This is a genomic window from Mycobacterium sp. Marseille-P9652 (genome assembly GCF_902652685.1).
Lineage (GTDB): Bacteria > Actinomycetota > Actinomycetes > Mycobacteriales > Mycobacteriaceae > Mycobacterium.
On record NZ_CACRUY010000045.1, the window covers coordinates 1 to 16,326 of the forward strand.

Consider the following 16,326-nt stretch of genomic DNA (forward strand, 5'->3'; position numbering starts at 1 on the left):
CGCTGCCTCAAACGCCGCCTGGCGCGCGTCGTCTTCACCCGACTGCGAGCCGACCACCACCCCCACCCCGCACTGCAAACAGCTGCCTAAACCTGCTCCTTGACATAGGAGCAACGCACGCTCGCGGCAAGGGAAACCTAGAGCAGGGCCGCCTGCTCGACGATGTTGACCATCACACGCAGCCCGATCGCCAGCGCGCGCTCGTCAAGGTCGAAATTGGGCTGGTGCAGGTCGAGCTGCGGCCCCTCGCCCGGCCACACGCCCAGGCGCGCCATCGCGCCGGGGATCTCCTCGAGATACCAGGAGAAGTCCTCGCCGCCGCCGGATTGCCGGGTGTCGGCCAGTGCGTCGGGGCCGACGGCCTCGATGGCGTGGGTGAGGATGCGGGTCGAGGCGTCCTCGTTGACCACCGGCGGCACGCCGCGGTGGTAGCGCAGCGTGTGCTCGATGACCAGCGGCGACAGCAGGCCAGTGACGGACTCGCGGATCAGCCCCTCCAACTCCAGCCAGGTGTGCCTGCTGGCGGTGCGCACGGTGCCGGACAGCACGCCCGTTTGCGGAATGGCGTTGGCGGCGACCCCGGCGTTGACCGCGCCCCACACCAGCACCGTGCCGTTGCGCGGGTCGATCCGGCGCGACAGCACCCCGGGCAGCCCGGTGATCAGCGTGCCCAGCCCGTAGACCAGGTCGGCGGTGAGGTGCGGCCGCGACGTGTGCCCGCCGGGCGAGTACAGCGTGATCTCGATCGAGTCGGCGGCCGACGTGATGGGGCCGTGCCGGACGGCGACCTTGCCCACCTCGAGCCGGGGATCGCAGTGCAGGGCAAAGATTCGGGACACCCCGCTGATCGCCCCGGCGGCGATCGCGTCGATCGCCCCGCCCGGCATCAGCTCCTCGGCCGCCTGGAAGATCAGCCGCACGCCGACCGGCAGCTCGGGCACCGACGCCAGCACCTGCGCGGTGCCGATCAGTATCGCGGTGTGCGCGTCGTGCCCGCAGGCGTGCGCGACGTTGGGCATGGTCGACTCGTACGGCGCCCCGGTCCGCTCGGCCATGGGCAGCGCGTCCATGTCGGCCCGCAGGGCGATCCGGGGCTCGCCCTCGGGACCCAGGTCGCACACCAGCCCGGTTCCGCCCGGCAGCACCTTGGGGTTGAGGCCCGCGTCGGCCAGCCGCTCGGCGACGAACTGGGTGGTGACGTACTCCTGGCGGCCCAGTTCCGGGTAGCGGTGCATGTGCCGGCGCCACTCGACCAGGTCGTCGCCGCGGGCGGCCAGCCAGCGATCGGCTGCGGAGGCGAGACTCATGAGCGCGCCCGCCGCTCGTGCGCCGCCGTCACCCGGTCACGCTCGGTTGGCGTCTGCGCCAGGCGAACGACGGTGCGCGCCAGCATGATCGCGCCCTCGACGACGGCGCGGTCGGCGCTGGGCCCGGCGGCCGCGGTGGCGAAGGCCCGCTGGTGGACCATGGCCCCGCCGGCGTCGACCCCGATCACCGGGTGGATGCCCGGCAGCACCTGCGTCACGTTGCCCATGTCGGTGCTGCCCATCGGCAGGGCCGCCTCGTACTCGGGGGCCACCGGCTCGCGGCCGAGCCGGCGCATCTCGTCGCGGAAGACGTCGGACAGCCAGGTGTCGGGCTTGAGCTCCGCGTAGGGCGGGGCCGGGTTGTCGATCTCGTACTCGCACCCGGCGGCCAGGGCGCCCGCGGCGAAGCACGCGTACATCCTGCCCTCCAGCTGTCGCAACGAATCGAACTCCACCGCCCGCATCGCATACTGCAACGCCGCGTGCCCGGGGATGACGTTGACCGCCTGACCGCCGTCGGTGACGATGCCGTGCACCATCTGGCCCGGCGCCAGTTGCTGGCGCAGCAGCCCGACGGCCACCTGCGCGACGGTCACGGCGTCGGCGGCGTTGATCCCCTGGTGCGGCGCGACGGCCGCGTGCGATTCCTTGCCACGGTAGTGCACGGTCGCCTCGGACAGCGCCAGCGAGCGGGCGGCCGCTATGTCGGCCGGGCCGGGATGCAGCATCACCGCGGCCGCGACGTCGTCGAACACCCCGGCGTCCAGCATCAGCGCCTTGCCGCCGCCCGCCTCCTCGGCCGGAGTGCCGATCAGCGCGACCCGCAGGCCCAGGTCGTCGGCCACCTCGGCCAGGGCCAGCGCGGTGCCGACCGCCGACGCCGCGATGATGTTGTGCCCACACGCGTGCCCGATCTCGGGCAGCGCGTCGTACTCGGCGCAGACCCCGACCACCAGCGGCCCGCTGCCGAAGTCGGCACGGAAGGCGGTGTCCAAACCCCCTGCGCGGGCGGTCATTTGGAAGCCCCGTTCGGCCACCAGGGCCTGCGCCTTGGCGCAGCTGCGGTGCTCGGCGAACGCGAGTTCCGGCTCTGCGTGGATGGCGTGGGACAACTCGACGAGGTCGCCGCCGTGCCGCCGCACGACATCCTCGACGGTGTCCAGGGCTGAGGGCATCCTCGCAGTATCTCACCGCCGCAAAGCGGCGACTCCTACACCAGTCCGGCGATGAATCCGGCGGCCTGGCCGGGATAGGGCGGCGCGTCGTAGTCGTGGTGCGCGTCCCGGTCGCGCCCGCCGACCACGCAAATGGGATCGCCGGGGCTGCACAGGTCGATGGCCCGGCCGGCGAACAGGCCCGTGGTCGACAACGGCGTGCCGAAGCGGTTGCCGGGGTTACCGAACACCGCGACCGCCGCGACCTTGTTGGCCAGGCCGGGGTCCAGCGGCGGGGCCGAGCCGAAGTTGCCGACGGTGTTGCCCAGCGGCAGGACGTCGGCCAGCATCGACACCGCGGCGGCGCCCTGCGAGAAACCGCCGAGCACAAGTTTGGTCGACGGGCACTGGTCGACCATCTGCGCGATGTGGTCGCGCGCGTCGTTGGCGGCGTCGGCGGTGGTGAGGAAGTTGTAGCTGGCCGGATAGTTCACCGGGTAGGCGTCGACGCTCCGCGAGCCGAGCCGCGACCGCAGGGCGGCGAACAGCGCGTCGCCCTCGGCGCCCAGGCCGGGCGGCTCGGCGGTGCCGCGGGCGAAGATCAGTTGGACGTTGGGGCAATCCGCCGCGGCCCTGGGTGCGGGCCCGACCATCAACGCGGCCGCCGCCACCGCACCGGCGGCCGCCGCGACCGGCAAAGCGCGAAAACTCATGCGCCAGATCCTCACATACATAGCGAAGCTAAGCTCGCCCAGTGTGACCGACGTTGCATCCGACGACCTCGCGCGGCGGGCGGCCGGGGTCATCGCCGAACGCACCGGGGTCGACGGGCACGACGTCGCCGTCGTCCTCGGCTCGGGATGGTCGCCGGCGCTGGCGGCGCTCGGCACGCCGACCGCCGTGCTCCCCCAGGCCGAGGTGCCCGGCTTCGCGCCCCCCACCGCCGTCGGCCATTCCGGCGAGCTGCTGTCGACGCGCGTCGGCGGCCACCGCGTGCTGGTGCTGGCCGGCCGGGTGCACGCCTACGAGGGCCACGACCTGTGTCACGTCGTGCACCCCGTGCGGGCGGCCTGCGCGGCCGGCGCCCGCGTCGTCGTACTCACCAACGCGGCGGGCGGGCTGCGCCCCGACATGACGGTCGGGGAGCCGGTGCTGATCAGCGACCACCTGAACCTGACGGCGCGGTCGCCGCTGGTGGGCCCGCACTTCGTCGACCTCACCGACGCCTACTCCCCGCGGCTGCGCGCCCTGGCCCACGACCTCGAGCCGGGGCTGGCCGAGGGGGTGTACGCGGGACTGCCCGGCCCGCACTTCGAGACCCCCGCCGAGATCCGGATGCTGCGCACGCTGGGCGCCGACCTGGTGGGGATGTCGACCGTGCACGAGACCATCGCGGCACGCGCGGCCGGCGCGGAGGTGCTCGGGGTGTCGCTGGTGACCAATATGGCCGCCGGGATCGGCGGCGAGCCGCTCAGCCACGCCGAGGTGCTGCGCGCCGGCGCCGCGTCGGCCGCGCGGCTGGGCGCCCTGCTGGCCCGCATCATCGAACGCCTGTGAGATGACGCCCGACGCCGACGAATGGCGGCGACCCGCTGCCCCCGGCGACGCCGGGCTTGCGATCGCCGCGGCCGAGTGGATCGCGCACGACCCCGACCCGGCGACCGCCGCCGAACTCGCCGCCTGCAGCCCCGAGGAGCTCGCCGCGCGCTTCGCCCACCCGCTGACGTTCGGCACCGCGGGGTTGCGCGGCCCGGTGCGCGGCGGCCCCGACGCCATGAACGTCGCGGTGGTGCTGCGCGCGACGTGGGCGGTGGCCCACGTGCTGGGCCGCGATGATTATGCGGCGGGTTCCCGCGTGGTGGTCGGCGGCGACGCACGGCACGGGTCATCGGCCTTCGCCGTCGCCGCCGCCGAAGCGCTTGCGGCGCAGGGGTTTTCGGTGCTGTTGCTGCCATTGCCGGTGCCGACGCCGGTGGTCGCCTTCGCGGTACGCCGCACCGGGGCCGGCTTCGGCATCCAGATCACCGCGTCGCACAACCCGCCGTCGGACAACGGCTACAAGGTGTACGTCGAGGGCGGCATGCAGCTCGTCTCCCCCACCGACCGCCGGATCGAGGAGGCGATCGCCGGCGCTCCCCTGGCCGACCAGATCCCCCGCGCACCGGTGCAATTCGCCGACACCGACCTCGTCGAGCGTTACGTCGAGCGCGCCGCGGCGGTGCGGCGCGGGACGGGCTCCGTGCGGGTGGCGCTCACGCCGCTGCACGGGGTGGGCGGCGCGGTCGCGCTGGCCGCGCTGCGCCGGGCGGGGTTCGACGACGTGCACACCGTCGAGGCGCAGTTCGCGCCCGACCCCGACTTCCCCACCGTCGCCTTCCCCAACCCCGAGGAGCCCGGCGCCACCGACGCGCTGCTGGCCCTGGCCGCCGACAAGGGCGCCGACGTCGCGATCGCCCTGGATCCCGACGCCGACCGGTGCGCGGTGGGGATCCCGACCGCGCACGGGTGGCGGATGCTGTCGGGCGACGAAACCGGTTGGCTACTCGGCGAATACGTGCTGTCGCACACGCAGGGCCCGAAGCGCGTGGTGGCCAGCACGGTGGTGTCGTCGCGGATGCTGGCGGCGATCGCCGACCGCCACGGCGCGACGCACGTCGAGACGCTCACCGGCTTCAAATGGCTGGCGCGCGCCGACGCCGGCGTGCCCGGCGGCACCCTGGTGTACGCCTACGAGGAGGCCATCGGGCACTGCGTCGACCCCGCCGCGGTGCGCGACAAGGACGGCATCAGCGCCGCTGTCCTAGTGTGCGACCTGGTGGCCGGGCTCAAGGCGCGCGGCAGTTCGGTGCCCGAGGCGCTCGACGAGCTGGCCCGGCGGTACGGGGTGCACGACGTCGCCGCCGTGTCGCGCCGGGTCGCCGACCCGGACGAGGCCGCCGAGCTGATGCGCCGGCTGCGTGCGGCCCCGCCCGACCGGCTGGCGGGTTTCGCCGCCACCGTCACGGACATCGGCGACGCGCTGATCCTCACCGGCGGCGACGCCGCGGCGTCGGCGCGGCTGGTGGTGCGGCCGTCGGGCACCGAGCCGAAGCTGAAGTGCTACATCGAGATTCGCTGTGCGCCGACGGCCGACCTGGCACCGGCGCGCGAACGCGCGCGGGCCCTGCGCGACGAGGTGGTGGGGGCCGTGCGGGCGTGGCCCAGCTAGCGGTGATCGCAAGCGCGGCGGTGGGGGCACCCCGCGGAGCTGGGGGACCGGGCGCCGCGGGTCACCGCCATCGATCTAACGCGGCCCGAACTGGCGGTCGCCGGCGTCGCCCAGGCCGGGCACGATGAAGGCGACGTCGTTGAGCCCGTCGTCGACGGCGGCGGTGAACAGCCGCGCGCCGGGGGCCGCCTTCTCCAGCGCCGCAACGCCTTCCGGGGCCGCGACCGCGCAGAGCACGGTGATGTCGGTCGCGCCGCGATCGCGCAGCAGGCCCACCGTGTACACCAGCGAGCCGCCCGTGGCGAGCATCGGGTCGAGGACCATGACGGGCACCCCGGCCAGGTCGTCGGGCAGCGACTCGAAATACCCTGCGGCACGGTGGGTTTCCTCGTCGCGGGCCACGCCGACGAATCCGACCCTCGACTCGGGCGACAGGGCGAGCGCCTGGTCCACCATGCCCAGCCCGGCGCGCAGCACGGGCACCAGCAGCGGCGGGTCGGCCAGCCGCACGCCCGCCGTTTCGGCCAGCGGCGTCCGGAACGGGAACGTCGCGCGCGCCGCGTCGCGGGTGGCCTCGTAGAACAGCATCGCGGTCAGGTCGCGCAGCGCGGCGCGGAAGCCGGCGCTGCCGGTGCGTTCGTCGCGCATCGCCGTCAGCCGCGCGGCCACAAGCGGGTGATCGACGACGCGTAGCTCCACGGCAGTCGAGGTTAGATGACAATCGGGTTCCGTTGGGCGGACACGCTTGCGCGGGTGCCGATCAGGGCCCGCGACCGCCCATATACTCCCGGCGTGCGGCGCCCCACGCGACTGGCCCGAGCGGCCCAGCGAGCCCTCCAGATGGCCGGCGCGGTGGCGATCGCGGCCATGGGGACCACAGCTCCGCGGGTCAACCTCACCGCGGCCGCGGTGCCGCAGGCCGCGCACGTGGTGATCGTGATCGAGGAGAACCGGGCGCAGAGCCACATCATCGGCAGCAGGTCGGCGCCGTTCATCAACGCGCTGGCGGCGGGCGGCGCCAACTTCACCCAGTCGTTCGCCGAAACCCACCCCAGCGAGCCGAACTATCTGGCCCTGTTCGCGGGCAGCACGTTCGGGGTGACCACAGATGCCTGCCCCGTCGACGCCGGCGCCGCGCCGAACCTGGCCTCCGAGCTGCTGGCCGCCGGCTACACGTTCGCCGGGTTCGCCGAGGGCCTGCCCGCGCCCGGCTCCGCGGTGTGCAGCGCGGGCAAGTACGCCCGCAAGCACGTGCCGTGGGCCAACTTCACCAACGTGCCGCCGGCCGACTCGCTGCCGTTCTCGGCGTTCCCGACGGGCAACTACGCGGCCCTGCCCACGGTGTCGTTCGTCATCCCGAACAACGACAACAACATGCACGACGGGTCGATCCCGCAAGCCGACGCCTGGCTGAACAGCCAGCTGTCCGGCTACGCAAACTGGGCGGCCGCCAACAACAGCCTGTTGATCCTCACGTGGGACGAGGACGACGGCGGCCCTCACAACCAGATCCCGACCGTCATCTACGGCGCCCACGTCCGGCCCGGCGCCTACCCCGAGCAGATCAGCCACTACAACGTGCTCTCCACGCTGGAGCAGATGTATGGCCTGCCCAAGACGGGTTACGCCGCCAACGCCCCGGCGATCACCGACATCTGGGGCGGGTAGGCGCCGGGCTCCCCCGGCGCTCGTCGCTATTGTGTGCCGCATGGCTGCTGACCTCGTGCCGATCCGCCTGAGCCTGTCCGACGGCGACCGCTACACGCTGTGGGCGCCCCGCTGGCGCGACGGCGCCGACGAGTGGGAGGCGTTCCTCGGCAAGGACGAGGACCTGTACGTGTTCGAGACCGTCGCCGACCTCGTCGCGTTCGTGCGCAACGACACCGACAACGACCTGGCCGACCACCCCGCGTGGGAAGACATGACGTCGGCGCACGCCCACCGGTTCGAGCCCGCCGAGGACAAGCGGTTCGACCTGGTCGCGGTCGAGGAGCTGGTGTCGGAGAAGCCCACCGAGGAGTCGGTGAACGCGCTGGCCGGCGTGCTGGCCATCGTGTCGTCCATCGGTTCGGTGTGCGAGCTGGCCGCGGTGTCGAAGCTGTTCAACGGCAACCCCGCGCTGGGCACGGTCCCCGGCGGCATCGACCACTTCACCGGCAAGGCCGGCCAGAAGCGGTGGAACCAGATCGGCGAGATCATCGCCCGCGCCTGGGACGACGTGCTGAGCGCGGTCGACGGCATCGTGAGCACCCCCGAGGTCGACGACGAGGCGTCGGCCAAGGCGGCCGAGGAACTTGCCGAGGAGCCGCCCGAAGAGCCGGAAGAGGAGACCGAAGACGACGCCGAGGCGGCGGCCGAGGAGGATTCCACCGACGAGGCGGAGGTCGACGAGGCGGAGGCCGAGGACGGGGACGACGAGGCCGGCGACGAGGAGCCCGAGGAGGTTCGCGCGGCCGGCGACACCGTCGTGCTCGGCAGCGACGAGAACTTCTGGCTCAAGGTGGGCATCGACCCGATCCGCATCATGACCAGCTCCGGCACGTTCTACACGCTGCGCTGCTACCTGGACGACGAACCGATCTTCCTGGGCCGCAACGGCCGGATCAGCGTGTTCACCTCCGAGCGCGCGCTGGCGCGCTACCTCGCCGACGAGCACGACCACGACCTGTCCGACCTGGCCACCTATGACGACATCCGCACCGCCGCCACCGACGGCTCACTGCGGATCGACATCACCGACGAGAACGTCTACGTCCTGTCCGGGCTGGCCGACGACTTCGCCGACGGCCCCGACGCGGTGGACCGCGACCAGCTGGACCTGGCCGTCGAACTGCTGCGCGACATCGGCGACTACTCCGAGGAGAGCACCGTCGACAAGGCGCTCGAGACGAACCGCCCCCTGGGCAAGCTGGTGGCCCACGTGCTGGAGCCGGAGTCGGTCGCCAAGCCGCAACCGCCGTACGCGGCGGCGGTGCGCGAGTGGGAGAAGCTCGAGCAGTTCGTCGACGGGCGACTGCGACGGGAGTGAGGCCCTGACGGGCGCCGGCGCGTTTGACGGGTCGTCAAGACTCCTCTTTACTGGCCGTATCGGGCCTCGACAGGGAAGGTGAGCACGTGTCGCTTCCCGGCATCGGGCCCCTCCCGCTGTACGGATTCCAGCGCCCGGCCCTGCTTCTGTTCGGTGTGGTGCCGCTGGCCCTGCTGGCCGTGTACGTGCTCGTCCAGGCCCGCCGCCGGCGCCGGCTGCGCCGGTTCACCGAGACGCCCGTGCCGCAGTCGTGGTGGCGGCACCTGCCGATCGCCGTGTCGCTGCTGAGCCTGGTGCTGCTGACCGTCGCGCTCGCCACGCCCACCCACGACATGCGCATCCCGCGCAACCGCGCCGTCATCATGCTGGTGATCGACATGTCCCAGTCGATGCGCGCGACCGACGTCGAACCCAACCGGCTCAAGGCCGCCGAGCAGGCGGCCAGCCAATTCGCCACCCAGCTCACGCCGGGGGTCAACCTCGGGCTCGTCGGGTTCGCCGGAACGCCCTACCTGCTGGTGCCGCCGACCCCCCAGCACCAGGCCACCATCGAAGCCCTGAAGAAGCTCGACTTCGCCGACAGCACGGCCACCGGCGAGGCGATCTTCACCGCCCTGCACGCCATCCAGGCCACCGCGATCGCCGGCGGCGACACCCCGCCGCCCGCCCGCATCGTGCTGCTGTCCGACGGCGGCGAGAACAAGCCGTCGAACCCCAACGATCCCCACGACGGGGTGTTCACGGCGGCGCGCCTGGCCAAGGACCAGGGGGTGCCGATCTCGACGATCTCGTTCGGCACCAAGACCGGCGAGATCGAGATGAACGGCAAGCGGGTGGCGGTGCCGGTGTCCACCGACCAGATGAAGACGGTCGCCCGGCTGTCCGGGGGCCAGTCCTACACCGCCACCAACATCGCCGAGCTGGAGAAGGACTACAACGCCATCGAGAAGGAGATCGGCTACCGCGTCGTCGCCGGCCCCGGCAGCGCCGGCTGGCTGCGGCTGGGTGTCATCACCGCGCTGGTCGCGGCGGGGCTGGCGCTGCTGATCAACCGGCGGCTGCCGGCCTGACCGGTCAGGAGGGCAGCCTGCGGTTCAGCAGCAGACCCGCCAGGACTGCCCCCGCCAGCACGACCGCGCCGAGCAGCATCCACGCGAGGCTGGCGTCGCCCTTGACGGTCTCGTAGCCGATCTGGTGCTGCAGGGTGGTGTACACCTGCTTGAGCGACTCCAGGCTGTCGGCGTGGAACGACTGGCCGTCGGTGATCTCGCAGATCTTCTGCAGCGTCTGGTCGTCCACCGGCACCGGGATGGTCGCGCCCTCGTACTCGACGGTGCCGTACGGCGTCCCGAACGAGATCGTCGAGATCTGGATGCCCTGAGCCTTGGCGGCCCTGGCCGCGGTGAAGGCACCCTGCGGCGCGTTGGGGTCCAGCGGGACGTTCTCGGCGCCGTCGGATTCCAGCACGATGCGCGCCGGTGGCGGGCCGTCGCCGCCGCCCATCACCGAGCCGACCGTCGCGATCGCCTGCATCGCCGTGAAGATGCCCTCGCCTGTCGCGGTCTTCGGCGCGGGTTTCAGGCTGTCGATCGCCGCCTTGACGGCCTCGCGGTTGGTCGTCGGGGACACCAGCAGCGAGGCGTTGGCCGCGAACTCCACCAGGCCCAGGTTGATCGCCGGCGTGAGCTCGTCGGCGAACTGCTTGCCGGCCTCCTTGGCGGCGCTCAGCCGGTCCGGCGGGACGTCGTTGGACGCCATGGACTCCGAGACGTCGATGACGAGCATCACGACCGCGCGGTTGAGCGGGATGCGGATGTCGGAGGTCGGGCCGGCCATCGCCGTCGTCAGCAGCACCAGCGACGCGGCCAGCAGGATCGTCGGCACGTGCCGCCACCGGCTGGGCCTGGCCGGTGCGACCCGCTCCAGCACGTCCATGTTCGCGAACCGAAGCACGCGGCGCCGACGGGCGAAGAGCAGGGCGACGTAGACGCCGATGACAAGCAGGACGGAGAGCAGGAACAGGAAGAACCAGGCGTGTTGGAAGCCCGTCAGCGACACGGGTCCCAGCAGAGGCAGCTTCATGTCCAGCCACCCTATTCGTCAGGCGGCGTTGCTGCAGAAACCCCCTTTACCCCACCGCGAGGTCGCGGCGCTGGGTGAACTTGATGTCGAGGCTGCGCAGGTGGGTCTGCAGGCCCGCGTCCTGGATCGGGATGAGGTGGGCGGGGGTGTCGGTCTCGTTGTAGTGGGCGTGCCACATGCCCGGCGGGGTGGTGAAGGCCCCGCCGGCCTGCCACTCGACGCGGATCGGGTCGACGATGTCGCCGCGCTCGTCGAGCCGGGTGCCCAGCAGCGTGTAGCAGCCGCTGGGCGGCGCGTCGAGGATGAGGTCCAGTGCCACCGACTGGTGCCGGTGCGGGCGCTGCACCTGCTGGGGCGGCAGCACGCCGAACATCGCCCACAGCACGTGGGTGATGGTCATCGTCTGCTCCTGGTTGGCGTTGGCCAGGAGCACGCTGACCCGGCTCTTCTCGTTGGCGCCCGGGCGGTTGGCGATCTCTTCGAGCTTGGCCACGGCGTCGGTGCGGCGGAACTTGGTCGCCCGGAATCGGGGCTGTGTCGCCTCGGCGCCGAGGTAACGCAGCAGCGGCTCGTCGTGCACCCAGTACATCGCCGTCTCGTCGTCGCCGTAGAACACCGAGCGGGTTCCCGCGGGCAGCGTCAGGAAGTCGCCCTTCTCCCACTTGACCAGTCGCCCGTTGATGGCCGCGAAGCCCCGCCCGTACATGACGTAGTACAGCTGGGACGTGGCGTTCGGGCTGGCGTCGACCTGTTCGCCCGGGCGGATGCGGATGAAGTTGGCCAGCAACGCCGGGCTGGTCGCCGCCCCGGTGTCGATGCCGAGCTCCCGGGAGAGGTCCAGCGGGAAGACGCCGGTGGGCTGATCGACATAGATTTCCGGGTCGAAACGGGTGATCGGAACCTGCGGCGCATGCCCCGAACCGATCGGGTTGGCGGCCTTGGAGTACTCGAAGTAGCAGGCGTCGTCCGCCCACTCCTCGAACCGGCCCTCGAAGCCGTATTCGGCGACGTTGGTCATCGGCGCCGGGATGGTCGGGTCGAGGTCGGGAACGGCCGACTGGTTGGTTTCCAAGGTGGACATGAACGTGTCCTTTCCTGCTGACGAGATCGGAGTGAAGGGTTGCCGGCGCCTTCCGCCGGGCACGACGCCACCGGCCGAAGGACTGTTTCGGTGGTACCCGCCGCGCGGCGCACTAATCGTGCCCGCGGCCGCCTCCCGACCGGGCGGGCCAACGGCTGGTCACGGACCAGATTCGGCGCCGCGCGAACGCAATCCAAAGCGAAGTGTGTTACGAAGCCGCCGGATTGGGGAACCCCGGACCAAGATGGCGCCTACCCTGGGCGCCGCTAAGACAGGAGCTGAAATGATCGGATCGATTATCCTCGCCGTCGTCGTGGGCGCGATCATCGGTTTGGTGGCGCGTCTCGTCATGCCGGGTAAGCAGAACATCGGCATGGTGATGACGATTGTCTGTGGCGCCGTGGGCGGCCTGCTGGGCTCGGTGATCGCCAGCCAGTTCGGTTACCACAACGCCAACGGTGGCATCGCCTGGATCCCGTTCTTCATCGGCGTGGTCTGCGCGATCGTCCTCATCGCGATCTACGAGGCCGTGACGGGCCGCCGCACCGGTACCCGCCTGCCCCGCTAGCCAATTCGGCCGAACGCCGCTCGCCCGGTCCCCCGGGTGGGCGGCGTTCGCGCGTGTCGGGCTCAGCCGATCAGCACCGCGTACCGCGGCTTGATCACCTCGTCGATGATCGCCAGCCGCTCGTCGAACGGGATGAACGCGGACTTCATCGCGTTGATGGTGAACCGCTCCAGATCGCTCCACCCGTAGCCGAAAGCCTCGACCAGCCGGTGCATTTCGCGGCTCATCGAGGTGTCGCTCATCAACCGGTTGTCGGTGTTCACGGTGACCCGGAACCGGGTTCGCGCCAGCAGGTCGAACGGGTGGTCGGCGATGCTCTTGACGGCGCCGGTCTGCACGTTCGAGCTCGGGCACATCTCGAACGGGATTCGCTTGTCCCGCAATATCGATGCGAGGCGGCCAAGCCGAACGCTCCCGTCGGAGAGGACGTCGATGTCGTCGACGATGCGCACCCCGTGGCCCAGCCGGTCGGCCCCGCAGAACGCGATCGCCTCGTGGATCGACGGCAGCCCGAACGCCTCGCCGGCGTGAATCGTGAAGCGCGCGTTGTTGTCCCGCATGTATTCGAAGGCGTCGAGGTGCCGCGTCGGCGGGTTGCCGGCCTCGGCGCCGGCGATGTCGAAACCGACCACCCCCTTGTCGCGCCAGCGGACCGCGAGCTCGGCGATCCGGCGCGACACCGCCGCGTGCCGCATGGCGGTGACCAGCAGCCGCACCACGATCGGGCGGCCCGCGTCGGCGCAGGCTTTCTCGCCGTCGGCGAAGCCCGCCAGCACCGCCTCGACGATCTCGTCGAACGACAGACCCCGGTCGATGTGCAGTTCCGGCGCGAAGCGGATCTCGGCGTACACCACCGAGTCGGCGGCCAGGTCCTCCACGCACTCGTACGCCACGCGATGCAGCGACTCGGCCGTCTGCATCACCGCGACGGTGTGCGAGAACGGCTCGAGGTAGCGCTCCAGCGAGCCGCTGTGCGACTGCGTGCGAAACCAGGTCGCCAGCTCGTCGACGTCGGTGGCGGGCAGCCCGTCGTAGCCGGTCCGGCCGGCGATGTCGATGACGGTCGACGGGCGCAGCCCGCCGTCGAGGTGGTCGTGCAGCAGGGCCTTGGGCGCCCGGGTGATCTGCTCCAAATCCAGTGTCACGTCACGATCCGATCGATGATCAGCGGCCGGGCGTCCGGCGCGCTGGGGCCGACACCGTAGCCGCCGTCGAGCTCGGCCAGCGCGGCGGCGAAGCGCTCCGGGGTGTCGGTGTAGAGGGTGAACAACGGCTCGCCCGGCGCGACCGGCTCCCCGGGGCGGCGGTGGATCCGAACCCCGGCACCCGGCTGCACGGCACCGCCCGGGCGGGACCTGCCCGCGCCGAGCCGCCAAGCCGCCAGCCCCACTGCCATCGCGTCGATATCGCCCATTGTGCCGCCCCGGTTGGCGGTCACGGTCTCGGCATGCGCACCTACCGGCAATGGGGCCGACAGGTCGCCGCCCTGCGCAGCGACGAGCCGGCGAAACCGATCCATCGCGGTGCCGTCGCGCAGCGTGTCGGCCGGGTCGCGGTCGCCGATGCCGGCCAGGTCGAGCATCTCGGCCGCCAGCCGCACCGTCAGCTCGACCACGTCCGGCGGCCCCCCGCCGGCCAGCACGTCCAGCGACTCGGCGACCTCGAGCGCGTTGCCCACGGTCGCGCCCAGCGGGCGGTTCATGTCGGTCAGCAACGCGCGGGTCGGCACCCCGTGGGCCGCGCCCAGCGCGACCATGGTGTGCGCCAGTTCGCGGGACTGCTCCTCGGACGCCAGCAGCGCGCCGGACCCGACCTTGACGTCGAGCACCAGGGCGCCCGCGCCCTCGGCGAGCTTTTTGCTCATGATCGAGCTGGCGATCAGCGGCAGCGATTCGACGGTGCCGGTGATGTCGCGCAGCGCGTAGAGCTTGGCGTCCGCCGGGGCGAGGTCGCCGGCGGCGAAGATGGCCGCGCCGACGTCCCCCAGCTGCTCGCGGATGCGGCCGGTGGACAGCGCGGCGGTGAATCCCGCGATGGACTCGAGCTTGTCCAGGGTGCCGCCGGTGTGTCCGAGGCCGCGGCCGGCGGCCTGGGGCACCGCCGCACCGCAGGCGGCGACGACGGGGACCAGCGGCAAGGTGATCTTGTCGCCGACCCCGCCGGTCGAGTGTTTGTCCACGGTCGGCAGGTGCAGGTCGGTGAAGTCCAGTCGCTCGCCGGACGCGAGCATCGCCGCCGTCCACCGGGCGGTCTCGCCGGGGTCCATGCCGCGGAAGACGATCGCCATCAGCAGCGCGGCCATCTGTTCCTCGGCGACGCGACCGTCGGTGTAGGCGCCGATCACCCAGTCGATGGCCGCGTCGGACAACCTGCCCCCGTCGCGCTTGGTCTTGATCACGGTGGGCGCGTCGAACCCGAAATCGGTCAAGGACGTAGCCCGTCGGCTCCGAACGCGTCCGGAAGCAGGTCATCGAGGCGGCGCGGCCCGGCCGGGTGGTCGATCAGCAGATCGGGGCCCCCGTGTTCGAGCAGCACCTGGCGGCAGCGTCCGCAGGGCATCAGCACGGACCCGCGCCCGTCGACGCACGCCAGCGCGACCAGGCGGCCACCGCCGGTCGTGTGCAGGGCGCACACCACCGCGCACTCGGCACAGAGACCCAGGCCATATGAGACGTTCTCCACATTGCAACCGGTGACGATGCGGCCGTCGTCGACCAGCGCGGCCGCCCCGACCGGGAACCGCGAGTACGGCGCGTAGGCGCCCGCCGACGTTTCGATTGCCTTGCCCCGCAACACGTTCCAGTCGATGTCAGGCATCGCGCAACCCCGCTCGTCGATGGGCCGAATCAGGCTAGAAGGCCACCTTAGCCCCGGGCTGATCGTTCGCTGAGAGGACCGTCCGGCGGCCGTTCGCCTCCGAATCAAGGGTTAGGCTGAGTTGCCAGGCTTGGGTGTCCAGCGAAGGCGGTGAGGACAGGGGTGACTACGCAGGCGACGACCGCAGTTAATACGGACCCGGCGAAGGCAGTGCCCGCGAAGCCGTCGCGCAAGCGGCGGCCGCCACGCACCCTCTATCGGGGCGACCCGGGAATGTGGTCGTGGGTGCTGCACCGCATCAGCGGCGCGACGATCTTCTTCTTCCTGTTCGTCCACGTCCTCGGCCAGGCCATGGTGCGGGTCAGCCCGCAGGTCTACAACGGGGTGATCCACGACTACCAGACCCCGGTGGTCGGCCTGATGGAGTTCGGCCTGGTGGCCGCGGTGCTCTTCCACGCGCTGAACGGAGTGCGCGTGATCCTCATCGACTTCTGGTCGGAGGGTCCTCGCCACCAGCGGCTGATGTTGTGGATCGTCGCGGTGATCTCGCTGCTGCTGTTGGTGCCGTCCGGTGTGGTGCTGGCCATCCACGCGCTGGAGCATTTCCGATGAGCAGCCCCGACCTCCAACTCGGCCGGGGCCAGGTGGCGCCCGTCCGCCAGCGCAGCCACGACCGGCCCGCCAGCCTCGACAACCCGCGCTCTCCGCGGCGGCGCGCGGGCATCCCCAACTTCGAGAAGTTCGCATGGCTGTTCATGCGGTTCTCCGGGGTGGTGCTGATCGCCCTGGTGTTCGGCCACATGTTCATCACGCTGATGTGGGACAAGGGCGTGTACCGCATCGACTTCAACTTCGTGGCGCAGCGGTGGTCCTCGCCGTTCTGGCAGACGTGGGACCTGCTGCTGCTGTGGCTGGCACAGCTGCACGGCGGCAACGGCCTGCGCGTCATCATCGACGACTACAGCCGCAAGGACAGCACACGCTTCTGGCTGAACTCGCTGCTGGTGTTGTCGATGGTGTTCACGTTGGTGCTGGGCACGTACGTGATCATGACCTTCGACCCGAACATCGGAGGCTGACC

The 16,326-nt window shown here is 71.5% G+C and carries 17 protein-coding genes; 8 read left to right on the top strand and 9 right to left on the bottom strand.

Annotation, left to right across the window (positions count from 1 at the left end; translation table 11 throughout):
• Nucleotides 1-137: 137 nt before the first annotated feature.
• From GPY60_RS20215 to GPY60_RS20225, 3 genes are read right to left on the bottom strand one after another with little or no spacing between them, the layout of a single operon-like run.
• Complete coding sequence (locus GPY60_RS20215) at nt 138-1,307, bottom strand: amidohydrolase (RefSeq protein WP_156689478.1); 1,170 nt, start codon at nt 1,305-1,307, stop codon at nt 138-140.
• Entirely contained in the window at nt 1,304-2,482 is a 1,179-nt protein-coding gene (locus GPY60_RS20220; protein ID WP_156689479.1) for a M20 family metallopeptidase, read from the bottom strand. The genes GPY60_RS20215 and GPY60_RS20220 overlap by 4 nt, the downstream gene beginning before the upstream one ends.
• Nucleotides 2,483-2,517: 35 nt before the next feature.
• Nucleotides 2,518-3,114 carry a cutinase family protein gene (locus tag GPY60_RS20225; protein ID WP_370462782.1) on the bottom strand — a complete coding sequence of 199 codons (597 nt, stop codon included), beginning with the start codon at nt 3,112-3,114 and terminating at the stop codon, nt 2,518-2,520.
• Nucleotides 3,115-3,172: 58 nt separating this feature from the next.
• Here GPY60_RS20225 and GPY60_RS20230 point away from each other — a divergent pair, with 58 nt between their 5' ends.
• Nucleotides 3,173-4,018, top strand: coding sequence for a purine-nucleoside phosphorylase (locus GPY60_RS20230; RefSeq protein ID WP_156689481.1), 846 nt, complete (start codon nt 3,173-3,175; stop codon nt 4,016-4,018).
• A gap of 61 nt (nt 4,019-4,079) precedes the next feature.
• Nucleotides 4,080-5,669 (top strand): phospho-sugar mutase, encoded by a 1,590-nt coding sequence (locus tag GPY60_RS20235; RefSeq protein ID WP_231639748.1) that lies wholly within the window; start codon nt 4,080-4,082, stop codon nt 5,667-5,669.
• Nucleotides 5,670-5,744: 75 nt separating this feature from the next.
• Here GPY60_RS20235 and upp read toward each other — a convergent pair whose 3' ends face one another.
• Entirely contained in the window at nt 5,745-6,368 is a 624-nt protein-coding gene (upp, locus tag GPY60_RS20240; protein ID WP_156689483.1) for a uracil phosphoribosyltransferase, read from the bottom strand.
• A 141-nt stretch (nt 6,369-6,509) separates the two neighbouring features.
• On the opposite strand from upp, the gene GPY60_RS20245 reads away from it, so the two are divergent.
• From GPY60_RS20245 to GPY60_RS20255, 3 genes are all read left to right on the top strand, one after another.
• Nucleotides 6,510-7,337, top strand: coding sequence for an alkaline phosphatase family protein (locus tag GPY60_RS20245; RefSeq protein ID WP_156689517.1), 828 nt, complete (start codon nt 6,510-6,512; stop codon nt 7,335-7,337).
• 40 nt (nt 7,338-7,377) lie between these two features.
• Complete coding sequence (gene satS, locus GPY60_RS20250) at nt 7,378-8,697, top strand: protein export chaperone SatS (RefSeq protein WP_156689484.1); 1,320 nt, start codon at nt 7,378-7,380, stop codon at nt 8,695-8,697.
• Nucleotides 8,698-8,783: 86 nt separating this feature from the next.
• Complete coding sequence (locus GPY60_RS20255) at nt 8,784-9,767, top strand: VWA domain-containing protein (RefSeq protein WP_156689485.1); 984 nt, start codon at nt 8,784-8,786, stop codon at nt 9,765-9,767.
• Between the two features lie 4 nt (nt 9,768-9,771).
• On the opposite strand, the gene GPY60_RS20260 is transcribed toward GPY60_RS20255, so the two are convergent.
• Both GPY60_RS20260 and GPY60_RS20265 read right to left on the bottom strand, forming a co-directional pair.
• Nucleotides 9,772-10,779 (bottom strand): VWA domain-containing protein, encoded by a 1,008-nt coding sequence (locus GPY60_RS20260; RefSeq protein WP_156689486.1) that lies wholly within the window; start codon nt 10,777-10,779, stop codon nt 9,772-9,774.
• A gap of 46 nt (nt 10,780-10,825) precedes the next feature.
• On the bottom strand, nt 10,826-11,860 hold the full coding sequence (locus GPY60_RS20265; RefSeq protein ID WP_156689487.1) for a cupin: 1,035 nt from the start codon (nt 11,858-11,860) through the stop codon (nt 10,826-10,828).
• A gap of 283 nt (nt 11,861-12,143) precedes the next feature.
• Here GPY60_RS20265 and GPY60_RS20270 point away from each other — a divergent pair, with 283 nt between their 5' ends.
• Entirely contained in the window at nt 12,144-12,428 is a 285-nt protein-coding gene (locus tag GPY60_RS20270; RefSeq protein WP_156689488.1) for a GlsB/YeaQ/YmgE family stress response membrane protein, read from the top strand.
• A 62-nt stretch (nt 12,429-12,490) separates the two neighbouring features.
• Here GPY60_RS20270 and GPY60_RS20275 read toward each other — a convergent pair whose 3' ends face one another.
• From GPY60_RS20275 to GPY60_RS20285, 3 genes are read right to left on the bottom strand one after another with little or no spacing between them, the layout of a single operon-like run.
• Nucleotides 12,491-13,573 (bottom strand): adenosine deaminase, encoded by a 1,083-nt coding sequence (locus GPY60_RS20275; RefSeq protein ID WP_156689489.1) that lies wholly within the window; start codon nt 13,571-13,573, stop codon nt 12,491-12,493.
• Nucleotides 13,570-14,856, bottom strand: a complete 1,287-nt coding sequence (locus GPY60_RS20280; RefSeq protein WP_156689490.1) for a thymidine phosphorylase — start codon at nt 14,854-14,856, stop codon at nt 13,570-13,572. Before GPY60_RS20280 ends, GPY60_RS20275 begins: the two co-directional genes overlap by 4 nt.
• Nucleotides 14,853-15,245: a cytidine deaminase gene (locus GPY60_RS20285; RefSeq protein WP_156689491.1), complete on the bottom strand. Its 393-nt coding sequence runs from the start codon at nt 15,243-15,245 to the stop codon at nt 14,853-14,855. Before GPY60_RS20285 ends, GPY60_RS20280 begins: the two co-directional genes overlap by 4 nt.
• 273 nt (nt 15,246-15,518) lie before the next feature.
• Here GPY60_RS20285 and sdhC point away from each other — a divergent pair, with 273 nt between their 5' ends.
• Nucleotides 15,519-15,857 carry a succinate dehydrogenase, cytochrome b556 subunit gene (sdhC, locus tag GPY60_RS20290; protein ID WP_231639749.1) on the top strand — a complete coding sequence of 113 codons (339 nt, stop codon included), beginning with the start codon at nt 15,519-15,521 and terminating at the stop codon, nt 15,855-15,857.
• On the top strand, nt 15,854-16,324 hold the full coding sequence (locus GPY60_RS20295; RefSeq protein WP_156689492.1) for a succinate dehydrogenase hydrophobic membrane anchor subunit: 471 nt from the start codon (nt 15,854-15,856) through the stop codon (nt 16,322-16,324). Before sdhC ends, GPY60_RS20295 begins: the two co-directional genes overlap by 4 nt.
• The last annotated feature ends 2 nt before the right edge of the window (nt 16,325-16,326 follow it).